This window comes from Halopseudomonas sp. (assembly GCF_038130085.1).
Classification (GTDB): Bacteria; Pseudomonadota; Gammaproteobacteria; order Pseudomonadales; family Pseudomonadaceae; genus Halopseudomonas.
Genome location: NZ_JAYPMU010000003.1, coordinates 46,069 through 65,173, shown reverse-complemented (window position 1 = coordinate 65,173; position 19,105 = coordinate 46,069). Strand labels below are relative to the sequence as shown.

General features: G+C 61.0%; 16 protein-coding genes. 2 read left to right on the top strand and 14 right to left on the bottom strand.

Annotated elements, in window-relative coordinates; genetic code table 11:
• Positions 1 to 93: 93 nt before the first annotated feature.
• Positions 94 to 741, bottom strand: a complete 648-nt coding sequence (gene adk / locus AAFM31_RS03215) for an adenylate kinase (RefSeq protein WP_341706466.1) — start codon at positions 739 to 741, stop codon at positions 94 to 96.
• A gap of 240 nt (positions 742 to 981) precedes the next feature.
• Entirely contained in the window at positions 982 to 3,621 is a 2,640-nt protein-coding gene (ppc, locus tag AAFM31_RS03210) for a phosphoenolpyruvate carboxylase (protein ID WP_341706465.1), read from the bottom strand.
• A 144-nt stretch (positions 3,622 to 3,765) separates the two neighbouring features.
• Between ppc and AAFM31_RS03205 the strand changes: the two genes are divergently transcribed.
• The gene (locus tag AAFM31_RS03205) at positions 3,766 to 4,110 is read left to right on the top strand and encodes a pilin assembly protein (RefSeq protein ID WP_341706464.1); all 345 of its coding nucleotides are present in this window, start codon (positions 3,766 to 3,768) and stop codon (positions 4,108 to 4,110) included.
• A 46-nt stretch (positions 4,111 to 4,156) separates the two neighbouring features.
• Here AAFM31_RS03205 and mazG read toward each other — a convergent pair whose 3' ends face one another.
• The 4 genes from mazG to cysM are packed head-to-tail and all read right to left on the bottom strand — an operon-like array spanning position 4,157 to position 9,487.
• Positions 4,157 to 4,975 carry a nucleoside triphosphate pyrophosphohydrolase gene (gene mazG, locus AAFM31_RS03200; protein WP_341706463.1) on the bottom strand — a complete coding sequence of 273 codons (819 nt, stop codon included), beginning with the start codon at positions 4,973 to 4,975 and terminating at the stop codon, positions 4,157 to 4,159.
• Entirely contained in the window at positions 4,972 to 7,224 is a 2,253-nt protein-coding gene (relA, locus tag AAFM31_RS03195; protein ID WP_341706462.1) for a GTP diphosphokinase, read from the bottom strand. Before relA ends, mazG begins: the two co-directional genes overlap by 4 nt.
• A gap of 26 nt (positions 7,225 to 7,250) precedes the next feature.
• Positions 7,251 to 8,594, bottom strand: coding sequence for a 23S rRNA (uracil(1939)-C(5))-methyltransferase RlmD (gene rlmD, locus AAFM31_RS03190; protein WP_341706461.1), 1,344 nt, complete (start codon positions 8,592 to 8,594; stop codon positions 7,251 to 7,253).
• Positions 8,591 to 9,487 carry a cysteine synthase CysM gene (gene cysM / locus AAFM31_RS03185; protein WP_341706460.1) on the bottom strand — a complete coding sequence of 299 codons (897 nt, stop codon included), beginning with the start codon at positions 9,485 to 9,487 and terminating at the stop codon, positions 8,591 to 8,593. The genes rlmD and cysM overlap by 4 nt, the downstream gene beginning before the upstream one ends.
• A gap of 103 nt (positions 9,488 to 9,590) precedes the next feature.
• Between cysM and AAFM31_RS03180 the strand changes: the two genes are divergently transcribed.
• Complete coding sequence (locus tag AAFM31_RS03180) at positions 9,591 to 12,380, top strand: response regulator (protein WP_341706459.1); 2,790 nt, start codon at positions 9,591 to 9,593, stop codon at positions 12,378 to 12,380.
• Here the strand turns inward: AAFM31_RS03180 and acpS are convergent.
• The 8 genes from acpS to lepA are packed head-to-tail and all read right to left on the bottom strand — an operon-like array spanning position 12,369 to position 18,950.
• Positions 12,369 to 12,749: a holo-ACP synthase gene (gene acpS, locus AAFM31_RS03175; RefSeq protein ID WP_341706458.1), complete on the bottom strand. Its 381-nt coding sequence runs from the start codon at positions 12,747 to 12,749 to the stop codon at positions 12,369 to 12,371. The two genes, AAFM31_RS03180 and acpS, sit on opposite strands and share 12 nt — an antisense overlap.
• A complete protein-coding gene (gene pdxJ, locus AAFM31_RS03170) occupies positions 12,746 to 13,486 on the bottom strand; it encodes a pyridoxine 5'-phosphate synthase (protein ID WP_341706457.1) in 741 nt (246 codons plus the stop codon). Before pdxJ ends, acpS begins: the two co-directional genes overlap by 4 nt.
• Before the next feature lie 46 nt (positions 13,487 to 13,532).
• Positions 13,533 to 14,240, bottom strand: coding sequence for a DNA repair protein RecO (recO, locus tag AAFM31_RS03165; protein ID WP_341706456.1), 708 nt, complete (start codon positions 14,238 to 14,240; stop codon positions 13,533 to 13,535).
• 5 nt (positions 14,241 to 14,245) lie between these two features.
• A complete protein-coding gene (gene era / locus AAFM31_RS03160) occupies positions 14,246 to 15,148 on the bottom strand; it encodes a GTPase Era (protein ID WP_341706455.1) in 903 nt (300 codons plus the stop codon).
• Positions 15,141 to 15,830, bottom strand: a complete 690-nt coding sequence (gene rnc, locus AAFM31_RS03155) for a ribonuclease III (protein WP_341706454.1) — start codon at positions 15,828 to 15,830, stop codon at positions 15,141 to 15,143. The genes era and rnc overlap by 8 nt, the downstream gene beginning before the upstream one ends.
• Entirely contained in the window at positions 15,827 to 16,204 is a 378-nt protein-coding gene (locus AAFM31_RS03150; protein WP_341706453.1) for a DUF4845 domain-containing protein, read from the bottom strand. The genes rnc and AAFM31_RS03150 overlap by 4 nt, the downstream gene beginning before the upstream one ends.
• Before the next feature lie 46 nt (positions 16,205 to 16,250).
• Positions 16,251 to 17,129, bottom strand: coding sequence for a signal peptidase I (gene lepB / locus AAFM31_RS03145; RefSeq protein ID WP_341706655.1), 879 nt, complete (start codon positions 17,127 to 17,129; stop codon positions 16,251 to 16,253).
• 21 nt (positions 17,130 to 17,150) lie between these two features.
• Complete coding sequence (gene lepA, locus AAFM31_RS03140; RefSeq protein ID WP_341706452.1) at positions 17,151 to 18,950, bottom strand: translation elongation factor 4; 1,800 nt, start codon at positions 18,948 to 18,950, stop codon at positions 17,151 to 17,153.
• Positions 18,951 to 19,105 lie beyond the last annotated feature (155 nt).

Below are 19,105 nucleotides of genomic sequence, written 5' to 3'. Positions count from 1 at the left end.
CGGATTCTGAATTCAGGGCCGGGCATTGTACAAAAATGCAAAGGCCCGTGCGACGGGTAGTCGGCACGGGCCTCGGGGTCATGCGGGCAGGACTCAGTCCAGCGCAGTGATGACCTTGGCAGTGATCTGCTCGACGCTGCCGATGCCTTCAACCTTGGCACACTTCGGAGTGCCCTTGGCAGCAGACAGCTTCTGGTAGAAGTCGACCAGCGGCTTGGTCTGGGTGTGATACACCTCCAGACGCTTGCGTACGGTCTCTTCCTTGTCGTCGTCACGCTGGATCAGGTCTTCGCCAGTCACGTCGTCTTTACCCACAACCTTCGGCGGATTGTGCTCGACGTGGTAAACGCGACCGGAACCCGGGTGTACACGGCGACCGGACAGGCGGGCAACGATTTCCTCGTCAGCGACGGCAATTTCCAGCACGCGGTCGATGTCGATACCAGCTTCAACCAGCGCTTCAGCCTGCGGAATGGTGCGCGGGAAACCGTCGAACAGGAAGCCCTTGGCGCAATCGTCCTGGGTGATGCGCTCCTTGATCAGGCCGATGATCAGGTCATCGGAGACCAGACCGCCGTTGTCCATGACTTCTTTCACCTGCTTACCAAGCTCGGTGCCGGCTTTGACCGCTGCGCGCAGCATGTCCCCGGTGGAGATCTGCGGAATGCCAAAACGCTCGCAGATGAACTGGGCCTGTGTGCCCTTGCCCGCCCCGGGGGCGCCCAACAGGATAACTCGCATGATGTACTCCTCGTCTAACTGAATCCGAGCTGTCAGCGGCCCTAAACCAGCGACCTGCCTGGCACCCGCGCGGCGCGCAGATGCGGAAAAATTCGCGCTTTCCAGGCGGTGCTGGATCGCAAAGGGGGATCAACATACACGCCCGCGCCGCCATGCACAAGACGGACCATTGTCGCAGGCAAACAAGCCCTTGAAATACTTGACGATCAGCGCAGCCCATCAAGGCTGCGCTCTCGCCCGTCAGCCGGTATTGCGCATCCCGGCGGCAATACCCGCCATGGTGACCATCAGCGCGCGCTCCAGATCCGGGTCGATCTTGTCGCCCTGCGCGCGGGTCCGCGCCATCAACTCGGCCTGCAGCACATGCAGCGGGTCGGTGTAGGGGTTGCGGATCGCCACCGACTCACCCAACGCCGGGTTATGCGCCAGCAAAACCTCCGTACCACGCAGCTGCAGCACGACTTCCGTCGCCTGCTCCAGCGCCGCGCGCAAGCGCTCACCCAATGGCCAGAGCTCCGGACTGGCCAAGCGCTGCTCATAAAAGCGGGCAATGTCGACATCGGCCTTGGACAGCACCATTTCCAGCATCTCGACCCGTGCGAGGAAGAACGGCCATCCGGCCATCATGTCCCGTAACTGCTGCTGCTTGCCCGCATCGAGTGCCTCGCGAAGCGCCTGACCGGCACCCAGCCAAGCTGGCAGCATCAGCCGGGTCTGGGTCCAGGCAAAGATCCAGGGAATCGCCCGCAGGGTTTCAATCCCGCCCTGGCTACGGCGCTTGGCCGGCCGACTGCCCAGTGGCAATCGGCCCAGTTCCTGTTCTGGCGTGGCCTGGCGGAAGTACTCGACGAACTGCGGCTCACCACGGACCACGCCGCGATAGACCTCAACCGAGCGGTCGGCCATTTGCTGCATCAGTTCTCGCCACGCCGGTTGCGGCGCAGGCGGCGGCAGCAGGCTGGCTTCCAGCACCGCGCTGGCGTAAAGCTGCATGCTTTGCACGGCAATGCCGGGCAAACCGAACTTGAAGCGGATCATCTCGCCCTGCTCGGTTACGCGCAGCTGACCACGCACCGAGCCCGGCGGCTGCGACAGGATCGCCATGTGGGCCGGTGCGCCACCGCGCCCAACCGTGCCGCCGCGCCCATGGAACAGACGCAGGTGCACGCCGTGGCGCTGACATACCGCCACCAGTGCCTCCTGGGCCCGATACTGTGCCCAGCCGGCCGCCAGGGTGCCGGCATCCTTGGCCGAGTCGGAATAGCCAATCATGACTTCCTGCTCATCACCGACCAGCGCGCGGTACTGCTCCAACGCCAGCAGTCGGTCGATGGCGTCTGCCGCGTGGTCCAGATCGTCGAGCGTTTCAAACAACGGTGCGACCCGCATCGGCCAGTTGACCCCGGTTTCCTTAAGCAGCAGCTTGACCGCCAGCACATCGGATGGATGCGAAGCCATGGAGATAACGTAGGAACCAAGCAGCTCGCGAGGCTGCTGGGCAACCACCCGGCAGGTCGCCAGCACTTCGGCAACGTCGGCAGACGGCTGCCAGTTGGGCGGCAGCAGCGGCCGCCGGCTGTGCAGCTCATCCAGCAGGAAGCGGCAGCGGGCGTCCTCGTCCCAATCGGCGTAGTCGCCCAGCTGCAGGTATTGGGTCAGCTCGCTGAACACCTCGGCGTGACGTGCGGCGTCCTGTCGGATATCCAGCCGCACAAGCCCCAGACCGAAGGCGTTCACCCGGCGCAGCGTATCGAGCAACGGGCCGTTGGCGATACGCTTCAGACCAAACTGCATCAGCGAGCGGTAGCATAGCTCCAGCGGCCCGCGCAGGTCGTCAAGATCGTGCAGCACCTCATCCGGCATTGGCACATCTGCGGTCAGCGACTGCTCCGCCCAACGGCGGCTTGCCTGCAGGCGGGTGCGCAACTGCTTGAGCACCGAGCGATAGGGTTCGTCGACCGACTCGGCCTGCGCCAGCAACTCGTCACTGGCGGCGTGCATCGACAGCTGGTTGGTCAGCTCTTCGATATCGCGCAGATACAGATCCGCCGCCATCCAGCGCCCGAGCAGCAACACCTCACGGGTAATCGGCGCGGTGACGTTGGGGTTGCCGTCGCGGTCGCCGCCCATCCAGGAGGCAATCCGCACCGGTGCGGCTCGCAGGTCAAGGTGTTGGCCGGTCGCCTCGTGTACGTCAGCGTCAAAACGGCGCAGAAACTGCGGCAACGCTTGCCACAGTGAATGCTCGATAACCGCAAAGCCCCACTTGGCTTCATCGACCGGCGTGGGCCGAGTACGACGGATCTCGTCGGTGTGCCAGGCCTCACTGATCAGCCGCGCCAGATCCTGACGTACTTCGTCCTGTTCAGTCGCCGTCAGGTCATCGTGATCGCCGCGGGCCAGGGCGGCGGCGATGGCATCGTATTTTTGAATCAGGGTACGGCGGGTGACTTCGGTCGGGTGCGCAGTCAATACCAGCTCGATATCCAGGTCGTTGACCTGTTTGACGATGGCATCGGCGCTGAAATTCTCGCTCTTCAAGCGCTGCAGCAACTCGCTGACGCAGCGCAGCTCGAAGGCCTGTGGCTCATCGGCGCGCCGGCGACGGATACGGTGGTGCTGCTCGGCGATGTTGGCCAGATTGAGGAACTGGTTAAAGGCACGACACACCGGCAATAGCTGGTTGTCCGGCAGATCCTGCAATGCACTGAGCAATGCTTCGTTGGCGGCCTGATCAGCCTTGCGTCCCTCCTTGGCTCCCAGCCGAATGCGCTCGATGCGTTGCAGAAAATCCTCCCCCAAGTGCGCCTGGATGGTCTTTCCGAGCAGGGCTCCCAGGTTGTGGACGTCTTCACGCAAGCGGGCATCGATATCGGTCATGGACATACCTCCGGACGTTTGGGGGTACCCAGCATGCGATGCCTACCGGCGCCTGACAAGGGGCCAATGGCACTGAACAGCTGCGTAGATGGTCTATGCTCAAGGTGTCGCCACAAGCGACAGTCAGTCAATGAGGGGGAAAACATGAAGATCCGTGAACTCACCCAAACCTGGGAAAAAACCGCCAAGGGCCGGGTGACCCGCAACACCTACGCCGTGCGCTTGCCACTGGAAGACGCCGCGCGACTGGAAGCGCTGCACGAGATGTATCCCAAGCGCCAGATCGAAGATCTGATCACCGACCTGCTCAGCGCCGCGCTTGAGGAGCTTGAAGCGAGTCTGCCTTACCAGGCAGGCACCAAGGTGATTTCAGTCGATGAGCTGGGCGATCCGCTCTACAACGACGTAGGCCCGACGCCGCGCTATCTGGAGCTAAGTCGCAAACACCTGCGCGAACTGATCGAGCATCAGCAGGAAACCCAGCACTAGCTGTCGCGACTGGGGTGGCTATAGACGGTCACGGCATGCCGTGACCCTAGAGCCCTTGCTGTTTCGCCAGATCCCACAGGGCGTCGAGTTCGTCCAACGCGCACTCGGCCACAGCAGCGCCCTGCGCCCGCAACCGGTCCTCGATAAAGCGGAAGCGCCGCTCGAACTTGGCATTACCCTGGCGCAATGCACTTTCCGCATCAACGCCCAGATGACGAGCCAGATTCACCACACAGAACAGCAAGTCGCCCATTTCTTCGGCGACCGCTTCCTGCTGGCCGGCCGCCAGCGCCTCGCGCACCTCATCAAGTTCTTCGCTGATCTTGTCGATGACCGGCGCCGCCTCGGGCCAGTCAAACCCGGCCGAAGCAGCCCGTTTCTGCAGTTTCTGCGCCCGACTCAGCGCCGGCAGCGCCGCCGGCACATCATCCAACAGTGACAGCTGGCGCGGCTGATCGGCCTTTTCGGCGCGTTCCTCCGCCTTGATCTGCTCCCAACGCTGTTTTACCTGATCCGGTGCCAGCGTGAGCGTACCGGGCGGGGTGCGCAGGTTGCCGTCGGGAAAAACATGCGGATGGCGCCGTACCAGCTTGCGGGTGATACCGTCGACCACCTCGTTCCAGCCAAAGCGCTGCTCTTCGCCCGCCAGCTGCGCGTAATAGACCACTTGGAACAGCAGATCACCCAGCTCGCCGCGCAGTTGTTCGAAGTCGCCTTGCTCGATGGCATCCGCCACTTCGTAGGCCTCTTCCAGCGTGTGCGGCACGATAGTCGCGTAGTTCTGCTCCAGATCCCAAGGGCACCCGTGCTGCGGGTCGCGCAGCCGCTGCATCAGATACACCAGATCGTCCAGCTGATAACTCATCCGCGATGTTCCTGACGGTTACGCCGCGCCTCGATGATATTCGGCAGCTGACTAATCCGGGTTAGCAAGCGGCTGAGCAGACCGAGACTCGGGATCTCGATGGTCAGCAGCATAGCCGCGTAGTTATCGTCCTTGTTGGTGCGCGTATTAACTTCCAGTACGTTGATCTTCTCGTTGGCCAGCAACTGGGAGACATCTCGCAGCAAACCAGAGCGGTCGTAGGCCTTGATGTAGATCTCGACCGGGTAGGTCTGCACCGGCGCCCCACCCCAGCTAACCTCAATCAAACGCTCTGAATCACGATCCTGCAATTGCATGGCGTTGGCGCAGTCGGCACGATGCACTGTCACACCGCGGCCAAGGGTTATATAACCAATGATCGGGTCGCCCGGCACCGGCTGGCAGCAGCCCGCCAGTTGAGTCATCAGGTTACCAACGCCTTGGATAAAGACGTCGCCACGACGACCGACAGAAGAGCGGCTCGGCTTCTTCGGGATCAGCTCCAGTTGCTCGCTCTGGCGATCCGGCTCGACCAGTTGCTGGGCTACTGTCACCACATGAGCCAACCGCATGTCGCCCGCACCGACTGCAACAAACAGGTCTTCCTGGCTCTTCAAGCCCAGACGATCTATTAGCTGCGCATAGTCGGCGCCGTTGAGCGCCATCCGGGTCAGTTCGCGCTCGACCATCAGCTTGCCGGCCTGCGCATTTTGCTCGCGCGCCTGCTCCTTGAACCAGTGCTGCACCTTGGCCCGCGCCCGCGAGGTGTTCAGGTAGCCGAGGTTGGGGTTCAGCCAGTCACGGCTCGGCCCGCTCTGCTTGCCGGTGATGATCTCGACCTGTTCGCCGGTCTGCAGCAGGTAATTGAGCGGCACGATACGGCCATTGACCTTGGCGCCGCGGCAACTGTGCCCGATCTCGGTATGCACCCGATAGGCGAAGTCCAGCGGCGTCGCCCCCTTGGGCATATCCAGCACGTGGCCGTCGGGCGTGAACAGGTAGATCCGATCCGGCTCGAAATCGACCCGCAGCTGTTCAGCCAACCCACCGATATCGCCCATCTCCTCGTGCCATTCCAGCACTTGTCGCAGCCAGGCGATCTTGTCTTCGTAGGCGTTGGAGCTGCTGTCGAGGTCGGTACCCTTGTAGCGCCAGTGTGCGCAGACGCCGAGTTCGGCCTCTTCGTGCATACCCTGAGTACGAATCTGAACCTCAAGCACCTTGCCCTCAGGGCCGATCACCGCCGTGTGCAGTGAGCGGTAGCCATTCTCCTTGGGGTTGGCGATATAGTCGTCGAATTCGTTGGGAATGTGCCGCCACAGGCTGTGAACCACCCCGAGCGCGGTATAACAGTCACGTACCTGCGGCACCAGAATCCGCACCGCACGCACGTCGTAGACCTGGCTGAAATCGATGCCCTTGCGCTGCATCTTCCGCCAGATCGAATAGATATGCTTGGCTCGGCCGGTGATGTCGGCATGAATCGACGCCTCTTCCAGCGCCTCACGCAACTGGCCCATCACCGCATCGATATATTCCTGCCGATCAAGCCGACGCTCGTCCAGCAGCTTGGCGATCTGCTTGTACTGGGTCGGCTCCAGGTAACGGAAGGACAGATCCTCCAGTTCCCATTTGATGTGACCAATCCCAAGGCGATGTGCCAGCGGCGCGTAGATATCGAACACCTCACGCGCAACCCGGTAGCGCTTCTCTTCCGGCGCGTCCTTGACCGCTCGAATAGCACAGGTACGCTCCGCCAGCTTGATCAGCGCGACGCGCACATCGTCAACCATGGTCACCAGCATCTTGCGCAGGTTCTCGACCTGCGACTGGGTGTTGAACATGGCGTTGCTGCCGGGGTTTTGCGACACGCTGATCGCTGCCATGCGCTGCACACCGTCGACCAGATGGGCGACGGTGGAGCCAAAGCGGTGCTCTACCTCGGTGAGATCGGTCTTGCGCTCGCGCACGGCGCGATAGACTACCGCCGCAACCAGCGAATCCTGGTCGAGCTTGAGGTCGGCGAGAATTTCCGCCATTTCCAGGCCGGTGCGGTAACTGCTCGCACCATCGGCCCAGATGTTTTCCGCAGCGATGGCTTGCTGCTCAAGATCACGCGCCCACTCGCACGCCTCGTGCAGGACCTGGGGGTCGCTGAGCTGGGTGCGCTCCCCGATTCTGCTGATCCATGCGTCGATATTGACGCTTCCATCCTGATTGATCGGGTGTGCTGCTCTGACCTGTACCATCTTTATTATCCTCGCCCAGAGGCGATCTATTGTCTCCGGAACAATGCCATGGCCTCGACATGGGCGGTTTGGGGGAACATGTCCATGATGCCCGCCCGAACCAGGGTGTAGCCCTTGCCTGCCAGAATGCCTGCATCCCGCGCCAACGTGGCCGGATTGCAGGAAATGTAAAGTATGCGTTCAACATCCATCGCAGCCAGATCCGCAACCACCTGCTCGGCGCCGTCACGCGGCGGATCAAGCAGCGCAGCTGTATATCTCTGCGCCCCTGCCGGCATTTCAACTGGCTTCGACAGGTCTGCTGCTAAAAAGTGCACCGCCTCCAGCTGGTTTTTCCGCGCGTTGTCCTGTGCTCGCGCGACCATCGCCTCGCTACCCTCAACACCAACGACCTCAGCACCGGCCCTGGCCAGCGCCAGGGCGAAATTGCCGACCCCGCAAAATAGATCAAGCACCGCCTCGCCGGGCTGCACCGCCAGCCAGTCCAACGCCTGATTGACCATCGCCTGGTTGATCTGCGGATTGACCTGAGTGAAATCACCCGGTGCAAAACTCAATACCAGCTGTTGCTGCTCCAGCCGATAGGCCGGCTCTGCGGCTGTTCCCAGCGGCACAGCCTGCCCGTCGTCACCCTGCAGCCAGCAGCTCAAGCCATGCTGAGCAGTAAACGCTGAGAGCTGATGCTGGTCATCAGCGGACAGCGGCTGGAGGTGGCGCAATACCAGTGCCGGGTGCTCTCCGCCGATCAGCTCGACATGCCCCAACGCCTCAACAGACTGCAAACCACGCAGCATGTCCGGCAAGGCCTTGAGCGCGACCTCAAGCTCCGGCACCAGAACGGGGCATTGTTCGACATTCACCAACTCGCTGCTGGCCCGCTGGCGGAACCCCACATCCAGCGCGCGCCGCTGGCGATCCCAGCGCAGAGCAATGCGGGTGCGCTGGCGATAGCCATAGGCCGGACCGACCAGAGGAGGTGCCCATTGCTGCGGCTCAACCTGGGCGAAATGCTGCAATTGCTGGGCCAGCGCCTGCTGCTTGATTTCCAACTGCTGCGCATGCGCCATGTGCTGCAGGCTGCAGCCACCACAAAGCTCGATGTGCGGGCAGCGCGGCGCCTGACGCTCGGCACTGCTCTGCTGCAGGCTTTCCAGTCGTGCCTCAATCAGCTTGCTGCGCGCGCGAACGACCCGCGCGGTCACCTGCTCACCGGGCAAGCCGCCCTCAACGAAGGTGGTTCGTCCACGCCAGCGACCAATACCACGGCCATCGTGGGTCAAGCGCTCAAGCGCGAGCTCGATGCGCTGACCTACCGCCGCCGGTGCATCGGCGGCGGTAGTCGCGCGGGGACGTCCGCGGCCGCGTTTCATACCGGACCGTCGTACACGCCGGTGGACAGATAGCGGTCACCACGATCACAGATGATCGCCACGATGACCGCGTTCTCGACCTCGGCACTGATCCGCAGCGCCGCTGCGACCGACCCGCCGGACGACACGCCACAGAAGATGCCTTCTTCGCGCGCCAAACGGCGCATGGTTATCTCGGCTTCCTGCTGCCCCATATCGATCACCTGATCCACCCGGGTGTCGTCAAAAATGGTCGGCAGGTACTCCTTCGGCCAGCGACGGATACCGGGGATCGCCGCGCCCTCAATTGGCTGCAGACCAACAATCTGAATCGCCGGGTTCTGTTCCTTGAGGTAACGAGAAGTGCCCATGATGGTACCAGTGGTACCCATGGAGCTGACGAAATGGGTCACGGTGCCCTTGGTGTCTCGCCAGATTTCGGGGCCAGTGCCGCGGTAATGGGCCTCAGGGTTGTCCTGATTACCGAACTGGTCCAGCACCTTGCCCTGACCATCGGCCTGCATCTGCAGCGCCAGATCGCGCGCGCCTTCCATGCCTTGAGCCTGAGTCACCTCGATCAACTCGGCACCATAAGCAGTCATCGCCGCCTTGCGCTCGGCACTCATGTTGTTCGGCATGATCAGCACCATGCGATAGCCTTTGATAGCGGCGGCCATTGCCAGCGCGATACCGGTATTGCCGGAGGTCGCTTCGATCAGGGTGTCGCTAGGCTTGATGTCGCCGCGCGCCTCGGCCCGCTCAATCATCGACAGTGCCGGGCGGTCCTTGACCGAACCGGCCGGGTTGTTGCCTTCAAGCTTGACCAGAATGGTGTTGCTGGTTTTGCCGGGCAGGCGCTGCAGTCGCACCAGCGGCGTGTTGCCGATGCAGTCGGCGATGGTTGGGTAACTCATGGATCTACCTCGGGGCCGGTTGACCCGGACAACAGGGTCGTCAAAGCTGTGCTTTTTGTTCAGTCGGCCTATGATACCGGCAACGGCGTAGTGGATATACCTAATGAACGAGATCGGCATCAAAGCCCGGCTCCTGCTGATGACCCTGATCCCTGCCGGGATTTTGGCCACAGCCGTCGGCGCCTACTTCAGCTGGCAACACCTTGGCGATCTGCAGCAGCAGTTGCTGGAACGCGGCCAGCTGACCACTGAACACCTGCAGCGGCCAGCAACCGAAGCGCTACTGACAGAGCAGCCCTCGCGCCTGCGCAGCGCAATGGCCAATACGCTGAACTACCAGGATGTGCGCGCGGTGGCGCTGTACGACGCCGAACGCCGCCCGCTTGAACACAGCGGCCCGCAGATGTTCGTTGCGGATAAGCCGCTGCCGGAAACCCCGCTGGCGGCGGGCACCGGGCTGCAAATTCGCAGCGGCGAGCGCAGCACCCGCTTTATCCTGCCGCTGCAGGCCAGCCCGGAGCTGCTGGCCAATGTTCAGCGCAGCGACCTCGAGCCCGATGCGTTGATCGGCTGGCTGGAAGTGGAATTGAGCCACGGCAATACCGAACTGCGCACCTATCAGACCCTGCTGAGCACGCTGGTCCTGATCCTGCTGGGGTTGCTGATCACCAGCCTGATGGTCAGCACCATGGGCCGGCGGATTCTCGAGCCCATCGCCGATATCAACCAGGCGATTGCACGCATCAGCAAGGGCCAGCTGGACGTGCGCCTGCCCAAACAGGGCGCCCGCGAACTGGATGATCTGGCCGAAGGCGTCAACACCATGACTCAGGCGCTGCAGAGCGCGCAGGGCGAACTGCAGCAGAACGTCGAACAGGCCACCGAAGACCTGCGCCAGACGCTGGAGACCATCGAGGTTCAGAACATCGAGTTGGACATGGCGCGCAAGGCCGCGCAGGAAGCCAGCCGCATCAAGTCCGAGTTTCTCGCCAATATGAGTCACGAGCTGCGTACGCCGCTCAACGGCATACTCGGCTTCAGCAACCTGTTGCAGCGCACCGAAATGACCGCGCGCCAGAGCGAGTACCTCGACACCATCAGCAAGTCTGCCAACAACCTGTTGTCAATCATCAACGAGATTCTCGACTTCTCCAAGATCGAAGCCGGCAAGCTGACGCTGGAAACCATGCCGTTCAACCTGCGCGACCAGATCGAGGACACTCTGACCATGCTCGCGCCGGCGGCACATCAGAAGCAGATCGAGCTGGCCAGCCTGATCTACAGCGACGTGCCACTGGGCCTCAGCGGAGACCCACTGCGACTCAAGCAGATCCTCTCCAACCTGCTCAGCAACGCCATCAAATTTACCCACGAGGGCTCGGTGTGCCTGCGGGTCATGCTGGAAGAAGAAAACGACAGCAACGCCACCCTGCGCATCAGCGTCACCGACACCGGCGTGGGCCTGTCCGAGGCCCAGCAAAAGTCGCTGTTCAGAGCCTTCAGCCAAGTAGACAACTCGCTGACCAGAGAGACCGGCGGCACCGGCCTCGGGCTGGTTATTACCAAGCGTCTGGTCGAGGAAATGCACGGCGATATTGGCCTGAACAGCTCCCCCGGCGAGGGCTCCGAGTTCTGGCTGACGGTTACCCTGAACAAATCCAGCCAGGCCAGCGACGACCTGCCCAAGCACCCTCTGGCCGGCGTGCACGCCGCGGTCTACGAACCACTAGCGCTCACCCAGCAGGCCCTCCTGCACTCGCTGGACGACCTTGGTCTACGCACTAGCATTTATCCATCCCTCAGTGCACTGGATGCTGCCCTGAGTTCGCCAGAGGGTAGCGATATCCAGCTCGCGCTGATCAGCAGCGGCCAAACCGACGCCGACTGGGCCGCCAGCGCCGCGGCAGTACAACGCTGGGCATCTGCAGGCCAATGCCAGAGCGTACTGCTGGTTGATACCGTGGCCCAGCCCGCGCTACTGGACGATCTGCCAGAGGCGAACTGTGCGGTGCTGTCCCGCCCGCTGTGTACGCGCAAGCTGTTCCGCACGGCAACGCGTCTGCTCGCGCCGCGCAGCGAGAGCGCACCAAGCGAACTTCAGGCCACGGCGGTCAGCGAACACCGCAGTGATCCGGACAGCGTCAGCATCCTGTGCGTGGACGACAACGCTGCCAATCTAAAGCTGGTTGAAACCTTTCTACAGGAAATGGGAACCCGGGTACGCACAGCGTCGAGTGGTGAGGAAGCGCTCGAGGTACTCGACGAGCAGCGCTTCGACCTGATCTTCATGGATGTGCAGATGCCCGGAATGGATGGTCGGCAGACCACCGAGGAACTGCGTATTCGCGAAGACATGAGTCAGCAGGCCGCCACCCCGATCGTCGCCCTCACCGCCCATGCGCTGGCTGACGAGCGGCGCAAGCTGCTCAAATGCGGCATGAACGACTACCTGACCAAGCCAATCAGCCCGGAACAGTTACGTGACAGCATCCTGAAATGGACCGGCCGCACGCTGACCAGCGTCGCCGCCACAACAGCGGAGCCGCCAGCCACCGTACGCTCGGCAGAGCCGCCAGTCCTGGATCAGAACGAGGGGCTGCGCCTTGCGGCCGGCAAGGCCGATCTGGCGCAGGATATGCTGGACATGCTGATCCAGAGCCTGCCCGCTGATCGCCAGCAGATCGAACAACGCTGTCAGGCCGGGGATCTGGACGCGCTTTTGGAAACAGTCCATCGACTGCATGGGGCTACCCGTTATTGCGGCGTGCCCGAGCTGCGCAAGCGCTGCCTGCAGGCAGAAATGCGCTTGAAGGAAAAGGCGCCCTGCGACGATGAGATCAAACAACTACTGGAGGCAATCGACCGCTTGCAGAGTGCGCTCTCAGTCCTGTGACCAAATGGCAAAGGCCAACGCCTGCTCGCGCTCGTCACTGAGCGACAACAGCATGCGCCCCCCGCCTCCAGTGGCAACCCGCTCGGCCGCAGCTCCGCTCAGCACGACTACAGGTGCCCCCAACGGGTCTCGATCGATCTGCATGTGCTGCCACGAGAGTCCGCCCGCCAGACCGGTGCCCAAAGCCTTCATGATGGCTTCCTTGGCAGCAAAACGCTTGGCCAAAAAGCGCGCGGGCTGACCGTGCACCGCAAAGCGCACAAACTCGTCCGGAGTCAGAATACGCCGGGCAAAGCGCTCGCCCTGACGCTCAAGCACCGCCTCAATGCGCTCAACCAGCACCAGATCGGTGCCGATACCTCGGATCATCGACCGGACGCTTCCATGATCAGCTGACGCATGTCGCGCACCGCGCCCGCAAGACCGGAAAACAGCGCACGGGCAATAATCGCGTGACCAATGTTCAGTTCATTGATACCGGGAATGGAAGCGATGGCCTGAACGTTGTGGTAATGCAGGCCATGGCCAGCATTGACCACTAGCCCAAGCTTGCGCGCGTAGTTGACCGACTCGCGAATTCGCTCCAGCGCCTGCTGCTGTTCGGCACCGTCGGTGTCGGCATAATGGCCGGTGTGCAACTCAATCACCGGCGCGCCGAGTCGCTTGGCAGCCTCGATCTGGCGCGGGTCCGGATCGATAAACAGCGATACTTCACAGCCTGCTGCCGACAAACGTTCGATCGCCGCCTGCACGCGAGCCTCATTACCGCAGACATCCAAACCACCTTCGGTGGTCAGCTCTTCGCGGCGCTCAGGCACCAGACAGACATGAGCAGGGCGAATCTTTTCTGCGAACGCGATCATTTCATCGGTGACTGCCATCTCAAAGTTCATCCGCGTTTGCAGCACCTCGGCCAGCAGCAGAATGTCGCGCTCCTGGATATGCCGGCGATCTTCGCGCAAGTGAACTGTGATGCCGTCGGCGCCGGCCTGCTCGGATTCAATGGCGGCCTGCACCGGATCCGGGTAACGGGTACCGCGGGCCTGACGCAGGGTAGCGACGTGATCGATATTGACGCCCAACAGCACGCGATCAGACTGACTCATGCAAGATTCTCCGTTGACTAGATTGGGCAGCTACCCGCCCTTGAACTCAGCGCGGCTCGCTCGTACGGCCCGCCGCAAATAATTGACGACTGACCAGCGGGCGGTCACCCAGGTGGACAGCCAGCACCTGACGCATCAGGCGCTTGGCAACCGGTAGAGCGTCGACTTCACCCCAGTCCAGCGCAGCCATCGCCAACAACCCGCGTCCCGACAGACCGCCCTGGGTTGCATCCACTACCGGGTACAACCCCAGATCCGGGCTCCAACGATAGAGGGTATCGGCCTGTACTGGCTGCTGATCGGCGTCCTCGCTCAGACTGAAACCGTAACCCAGCAAGTCCAAAAGCTGCCACTCGAATTCACGTAGAACCGGCTCAACCGATGGTGGCGACGCAGCCAGACGCTCCAGCGCCGCCTGATAGCCGGCAAACAGAAGCGTCTGCGCATCACCCGGTGACAGCAGACGAACCAGCAATTCATTGAGATACATACCGCTGAACAGCGCCTGGCCCTGTAAGCGCGCATGGGCACCGGCCACCTCTGCCTGTTGCAGGGTCTTTAACTCACCGCGGCCGTGCCAACTGACCAGCAGCGGTACGAAGGATTGCGGACGAACGCCACGGCCGCTGCCCCGCGCGCCTCGCCAAACAACCCTCTGCAGACCGCTTTGCAGGCTGAGCAAGTCCACCAGCGCACTGGTATCGCGATAGGGCCTGCTATGCAGGACGTAGGCGGGCTGCAGATGCTCGCGCATGCAGGTCAGTCGTCGAAGCGATAACCCAGCGAGCCCAGCGCGCGCTCATCATCAGACCAGCCGCGACGCACCTTGACCCACAGATTGAGCATGATCTTGCTGCCAAACAGCTTCTGCATGTCGAGGCGCGCTTCCTGGCCGATCTTTTTCAGGCGCTCGCCACCGTCACCGATGATGATCTTCTTCTGCCCCTCGCGCTCAACCAGAATCAGCGCATGAATGTGCAAAATGCGCCCTTCCTGTTTGAACTGCTCGATCTCGACAGCAACCTGATAGGGAATTTCCGCCCCCAACTGACGCATGACCTTCTCGCGCACCAGTTCGGCAGCGAGGAAGCGGGAGCTTTTATCGGTCAGCTGGTCTTCCGGGTAGAAGTGCTCACTCTCCGGCAGACGCTCGGCAATCAGCGACTCGAGACGATCGATATTGCGCCCCTGCAGCGCCGAAACCGGAACGACTTCAGCATTCGGCAACTGAGTAGTGAGCCACTCGAGGTGCGGCAGCAACTCGTTCTTGTCTTCCATCCGATCGAGCTTGTTGACTACGATCAGCACCGGACAGTTAACGAACTGCACCCGCTCCAGCACCATCTGGTCTTCGTCGGTCCAGCGCAGGCGGTCCACCACAAACAGCACAACATCCACATCACGCAGCGCCTGACTGGCACTCTTGTTCATGAAGCGGTTGAGCGCTTTCTCGTTTTCCTTGTGCAAGCCGGGGGTATCGACGTAGATCGCCTGCACTTCGCCCTCGGTTTTAATGCCCAGTAGCGTGTGACGGGTGGTCTGCGGCTTACGCGAGGTAATGGCCAGCTTTTGGCCGAGAATATGGTTCAGAAGGGTCGACTTGCCGACATTCGGACGGCCGACAATGGCCACGTAACCGCAGCGGGAAACAGCATCAGTCATCGGCTCGCTCCACACCCAGGGCAATCAACGCCTGCTGGGCTGCCTGTTGTTCTGCCAGTCGGCGGCTGCTGCCGACACCGTAGGTACGCTCAGCCAAAAGCTCGACCTGACAGTCCACCTTGAATGTTCTGCAGTGGGCTTCGCCACTGCTCTCGATCACCTCGTAACGAGGCAGCTCGCTCTGACGTGACTGCAGGAACTCCTGCAAACGCGTCTTCGGATCCTTGTTGTTATCCACCAGCGTCAACGTGGCGATATGGTCGCCCAACCAATGCAGGACGCGTTCACGTACGGCGTCCAAACCACTGTCGAGATAGATAGCGCCGATAATGGCTTCGGTCGCGTCGGCGAGAATCGACTCGCGGCGGAACCCGCCGCTCTTCAATTCGCCGGATCCCAGGCGCAGGTGCTCGCCGAGCTCAAAGCCCTTGGCCAGCTCAGCCAGGGTGACACCCTTGACCAGCCGTGCACGTAGCCTCGATAGCTGCCCTTCGCGCGCTTGGGGAAAATGTTGAAACAGCATCTCGGCAGCAACGAAGTTGAGAATCGAGTCGCCCAGAAACTCCAGGCGCTCGTTGTTGCGGCCACCGAGGCTGCGGTGGGTAAGGGCCAGCACCAGCAGGTCCTGATCCTTGAAGTGGTAGCCAATCCTGCGCTCTAGTCGGTCTAGCTTATTGCTCACTTTAATGGTCTGACAATGAATGTTTCGTCAAAGTGGACCAGCAGATCCACTGTATTCAGCAACGGCGCGCGCACTTCGTACTTGAGTACCAAGGTGTAGGCGTTCTGGCCGCTCTGGGTCACCTTGATGGCTTCTTTCGGATTGATATCGCGGATGCTGTTGAGCTGCATGCCCTTCTCAATGTAACTATTGAGCTCACGCAGCGAATTGATCTTGATCGTCGGATCTTCGTTCACCGTCGTAATGATATTGCGCAACGAATAGTGATCCATGTAGATCGGAACCAGCTTCATCGCGATAACCATACCGAATACGATCAACGCAATGACGGCCAGCCAGCCGAAGAAGGATGCCCCTTTCTGTGAGTGGCGCATGAGAACCTCGTAATCCGTTGTTGATGTTATGTCCTGTTCGGCTCGCTCAATGGATCAAAGCGACGCTCGAAAAACTGGGCAGATTGCTCAGCTTCGGTTCCGGCCAATGCATCCAGACCGCGAAGGCCTTGCCCACAATATAGTTGTCAGGAACCATGCCCCACAACTCCTTGGGCATCTCCGCGGACTGCCAATAGCGGCTGTCGTTGGAGTTATCGCGGTTGTCACCCATCATGAAGTAGTGCCCTTCAGGCACCACCCACTCGTTAGGTCTGGGCGTTTGCGACAGTTTCTTCTGACGAATTCGGTGGCTGACTTCGCCCAACTGCTCCTGGAAGATTGAGGCCGTAGCAACAGCCTGCAACGGATGGCCATCGGGCACCTCATCATCCGGAATTACATTAACCAGCTCGTGCTCAATCTTCTGGCCGTTGATGTACAGCTGCTTTCCAGCATAGCGGATATGATCGCCGGGCAAGCCGACAACGCGCTTGATGTAGTTGATGGTCGGGTCATTCGGGTAACGAAACACCATCACATCGCCGCGTTGCGGGTCGCCAATCGGGATCACCTTGGTGTCGATGACCGGCAGGCGGATACCATAGGCAAACTTATTCACGAGAATAAAGTCACCCACGTCCAGCGTCGGCTTCATCGACCCCGACGGAATCTGGAACGGCTCCACCAGGAAAGAACGCAGAATCAGAACAACTGCCAGCACCGGAAAGAAGGACTTGCCGTACTCGACCAGCAACGGTTCCTTATCCAGCTTGGCGATCGTTTGCGGGTCAGCCACATCGACCTGGGCTTCGTAGCTGGCAACCGCACGACGACGACGTGGCGCGAGGAAAATACGATCAAGCAGGGCCAGAAACCCACTGACGGCGACCGCAATCACCAGCACCAGTGGAAAGTTGATGTGCATCATCGTTCGCGCTTACCGTCTCTAGTTGTCGACTTTCAGTACCGCGAGGAACGCATCCTGCGGAATCTCCACACTACCTACCTGCTTCATACGCTTCTTACCGGCCTTCTGCTTCTCGAGCAGCTTTTTCTTTCGGCTGGCATCACCACCATAGCACTTGGCGAGTACGTTCTTGCGCAGTGCCTTGACGGTTGAGCGGGCAACAATCTGGCCACCGATGGCAGCCTGAATCGCCACATCGAACATCTGACGCGGGATCAGATCCTTCATTTTCTCGACCAGCTGGCGCCCTTTGAACGCTGCGTTGTCACGATGCACGATCAGCGCCAACGCGTCGACCTTCTCACCGTTGATCAATACATCCAGACGCACCAGTTTGGCCGGCTGGAAACGATCGAAGCTGTAGTCGAGCGAGGCGTAACCGCGACTTACCGACTTCAGACGATCGAAGAAGTCGAGCACTACCTCGTTCATCGGCAGGTCATAGACCACCTGAACCTGGGTGCCGAGGAAGATCATGTCGTGCTGTACGCCGCGCTTTTCGATACAGAGGGTGATCACGCTGCCCAGATGGTCCTGCGGGACGAGGATATTGGCCCGTACGATCGGCTCGCGCATCTCCTCGATCACCGATGGATCGGGCAGCAATGAGGGGTTATCAACGTAGATCACCTCACCCCCCTTCTTCACGACCTCGAACACTACGGTCGGCGCGGTGGTAATCAGGTCCAGGTCGTACTCGCGCTCGAGACGCTCCTGAATGATCTCCATATGCAGCATGCCAAGGAAGCCGATACGGAAGCCGAAGCCGAGCGCCTCGGAGCTTTCCGGCTCAAACTGCAGCGCCGCATCGTTCAGCGTCAGCTTCTGCAGCGCCTCACGAAAATCCTCGAAATCATCGGAACTGACCGGGAAAAGACCGGCATAAACCTGCGGCTTAACCTTCTGGAAGCCGGGCAGCGGGTCAACGTCCGGGGTGTTGGACAGGGTCAGGGTGTCACCCACCGGGGCACCGTGAATATCCTTGATGCCGGCAATGATGAAGCCTACTTCACCAGCCTTCAGGTCTGGCGTTTCGGTGTGTTTGGGATTGAAAACCCCAACGCTGTCGACCAGATGAGTCTTGCCGGTCGACTTGACCAGCACTTTGTCACCCTTCTTGATTCGGCCGTGCTTTACGCGAACCAGAGACACAACACCGAGGTAATTATCGAACCAGGAGTCGATAATCAGCGCCTGCAACGGCGCCTCAATCTCGCCTTCCGGCGACGGGATAGTGTGAATCAGCGCTTCGAGCACATCCTCAACACCGATGCCGCTCTTGGCCGAACAGGCTACGGCGTCCGTTGCATCGATACCGATAACGCTTTCAATCTCAGCCTTGACACGTTCCGGCTCGGCCTGCGGCAGGTCGATCTTGTTCAGCACCGGCATGACCTCAAGGCCCTGCTCAATGGCGGTATAACAGTTGGCGACCGACTGGGCTTCCACGCCCTGCGCGGCGTCCACCACCAAAAGCGCGCCTTCACAAGCTGCCAGCGAACGGCTTACCTCGTAGTGAAAGTCGACGTGACCGGGGGTGTCGATGAAGTTGAGCTGGTAGGTCTTGCCGTCTTTGGCGGTGTAATACAGCGTGACGCTGTGCGCCTTGATGGTGATACCGCGCTCACGCTCCAGATCCATGGAGTCGAGCACCTGCGCTTCCATTTCGCGTTCGGTCAGGCCGCCACAAATCTGAATAAAGCGGTCAGCCAGCGTCGACTTGCCGTGGTCGATGTGGGCAATAATGGAAAAGTTACGAATCAGGCTCAGGTCACTCACAGCGCGGATCATCCAGACAGGGTTGCCAGACTTGGCGAGACGGGGATGCGATTCCCCAAAACAGCCCGCGAGTTTACCTGATTAGCGACGATGTCGCCATCGCTGCAGCCCCCGGTCATCGCCCTGTTAGCACCGTCGACGACCGGGAGCAGCAA

Bases quoted from the DNA above. Each gene is read 5' to 3' on its own strand.
- acpS (WP_341706458.1), bottom strand. From the start codon at position 12,749: ATGATCCGAGGTATCGGCACCGATCTGGTGCTGGTTGAGCGCATTGAG.
- AAFM31_RS03205 (WP_341706464.1), top strand. From the start codon at position 3,766: ATGAAGATCCGTGAACTCACCCAAACCTGGGAAAAAACCGCCAAGGGC.
- cysM (WP_341706460.1), bottom strand. From the start codon at position 9,487: ATGAGTTACCCAACCATCGCCGACTGCATCGGCAACACGCCGCTGGTG.
- era (WP_341706455.1), bottom strand. From the start codon at position 15,148: ATGACTGATGCTGTTTCCCGCTGCGGTTACGTGGCCATTGTCGGCCGT.
- relA (WP_341706462.1), bottom strand. From the start codon at position 7,224: ATGGTACAGGTCAGAGCAGCACACCCGATCAATCAGGATGGAAGCGTC.
- mazG (WP_341706463.1), bottom strand. From the start codon at position 4,975: ATGAGTTATCAGCTGGACGATCTGGTGTATCTGATGCAGCGGCTGCGC.
- AAFM31_RS03150 (WP_341706453.1), bottom strand. From the start codon at position 16,204: ATGCGCCACTCACAGAAAGGGGCATCCTTCTTCGGCTGGCTGGCCGTC.
- pdxJ (WP_341706457.1), bottom strand. From the start codon at position 13,486: ATGAGTCAGTCTGATCGCGTGCTGTTGGGCGTCAATATCGATCACGTC.
- lepB (WP_341706655.1), bottom strand. From the start codon at position 17,129: ATGCACATCAACTTTCCACTGGTGCTGGTGATTGCGGTCGCCGTCAGT.
- AAFM31_RS03180 (WP_341706459.1), top strand. From the start codon at position 9,591: ATGAACGAGATCGGCATCAAAGCCCGGCTCCTGCTGATGACCCTGATC.
- recO (WP_341706456.1), bottom strand. From the start codon at position 14,240: ATGCGCGAGCATCTGCAGCCCGCCTACGTCCTGCATAGCAGGCCCTAT.
- adk (WP_341706466.1), bottom strand. From the start codon at position 741: ATGCGAGTTATCCTGTTGGGCGCCCCCGGGGCGGGCAAGGGCACACAG.
- ppc (WP_341706465.1), bottom strand. From the start codon at position 3,621: ATGACCGATATCGATGCCCGCTTGCGTGAAGACGTCCACAACCTGGGA.
- rlmD (WP_341706461.1), bottom strand. From the start codon at position 8,594: ATGAAACGCGGCCGCGGACGTCCCCGCGCGACTACCGCCGCCGATGCA.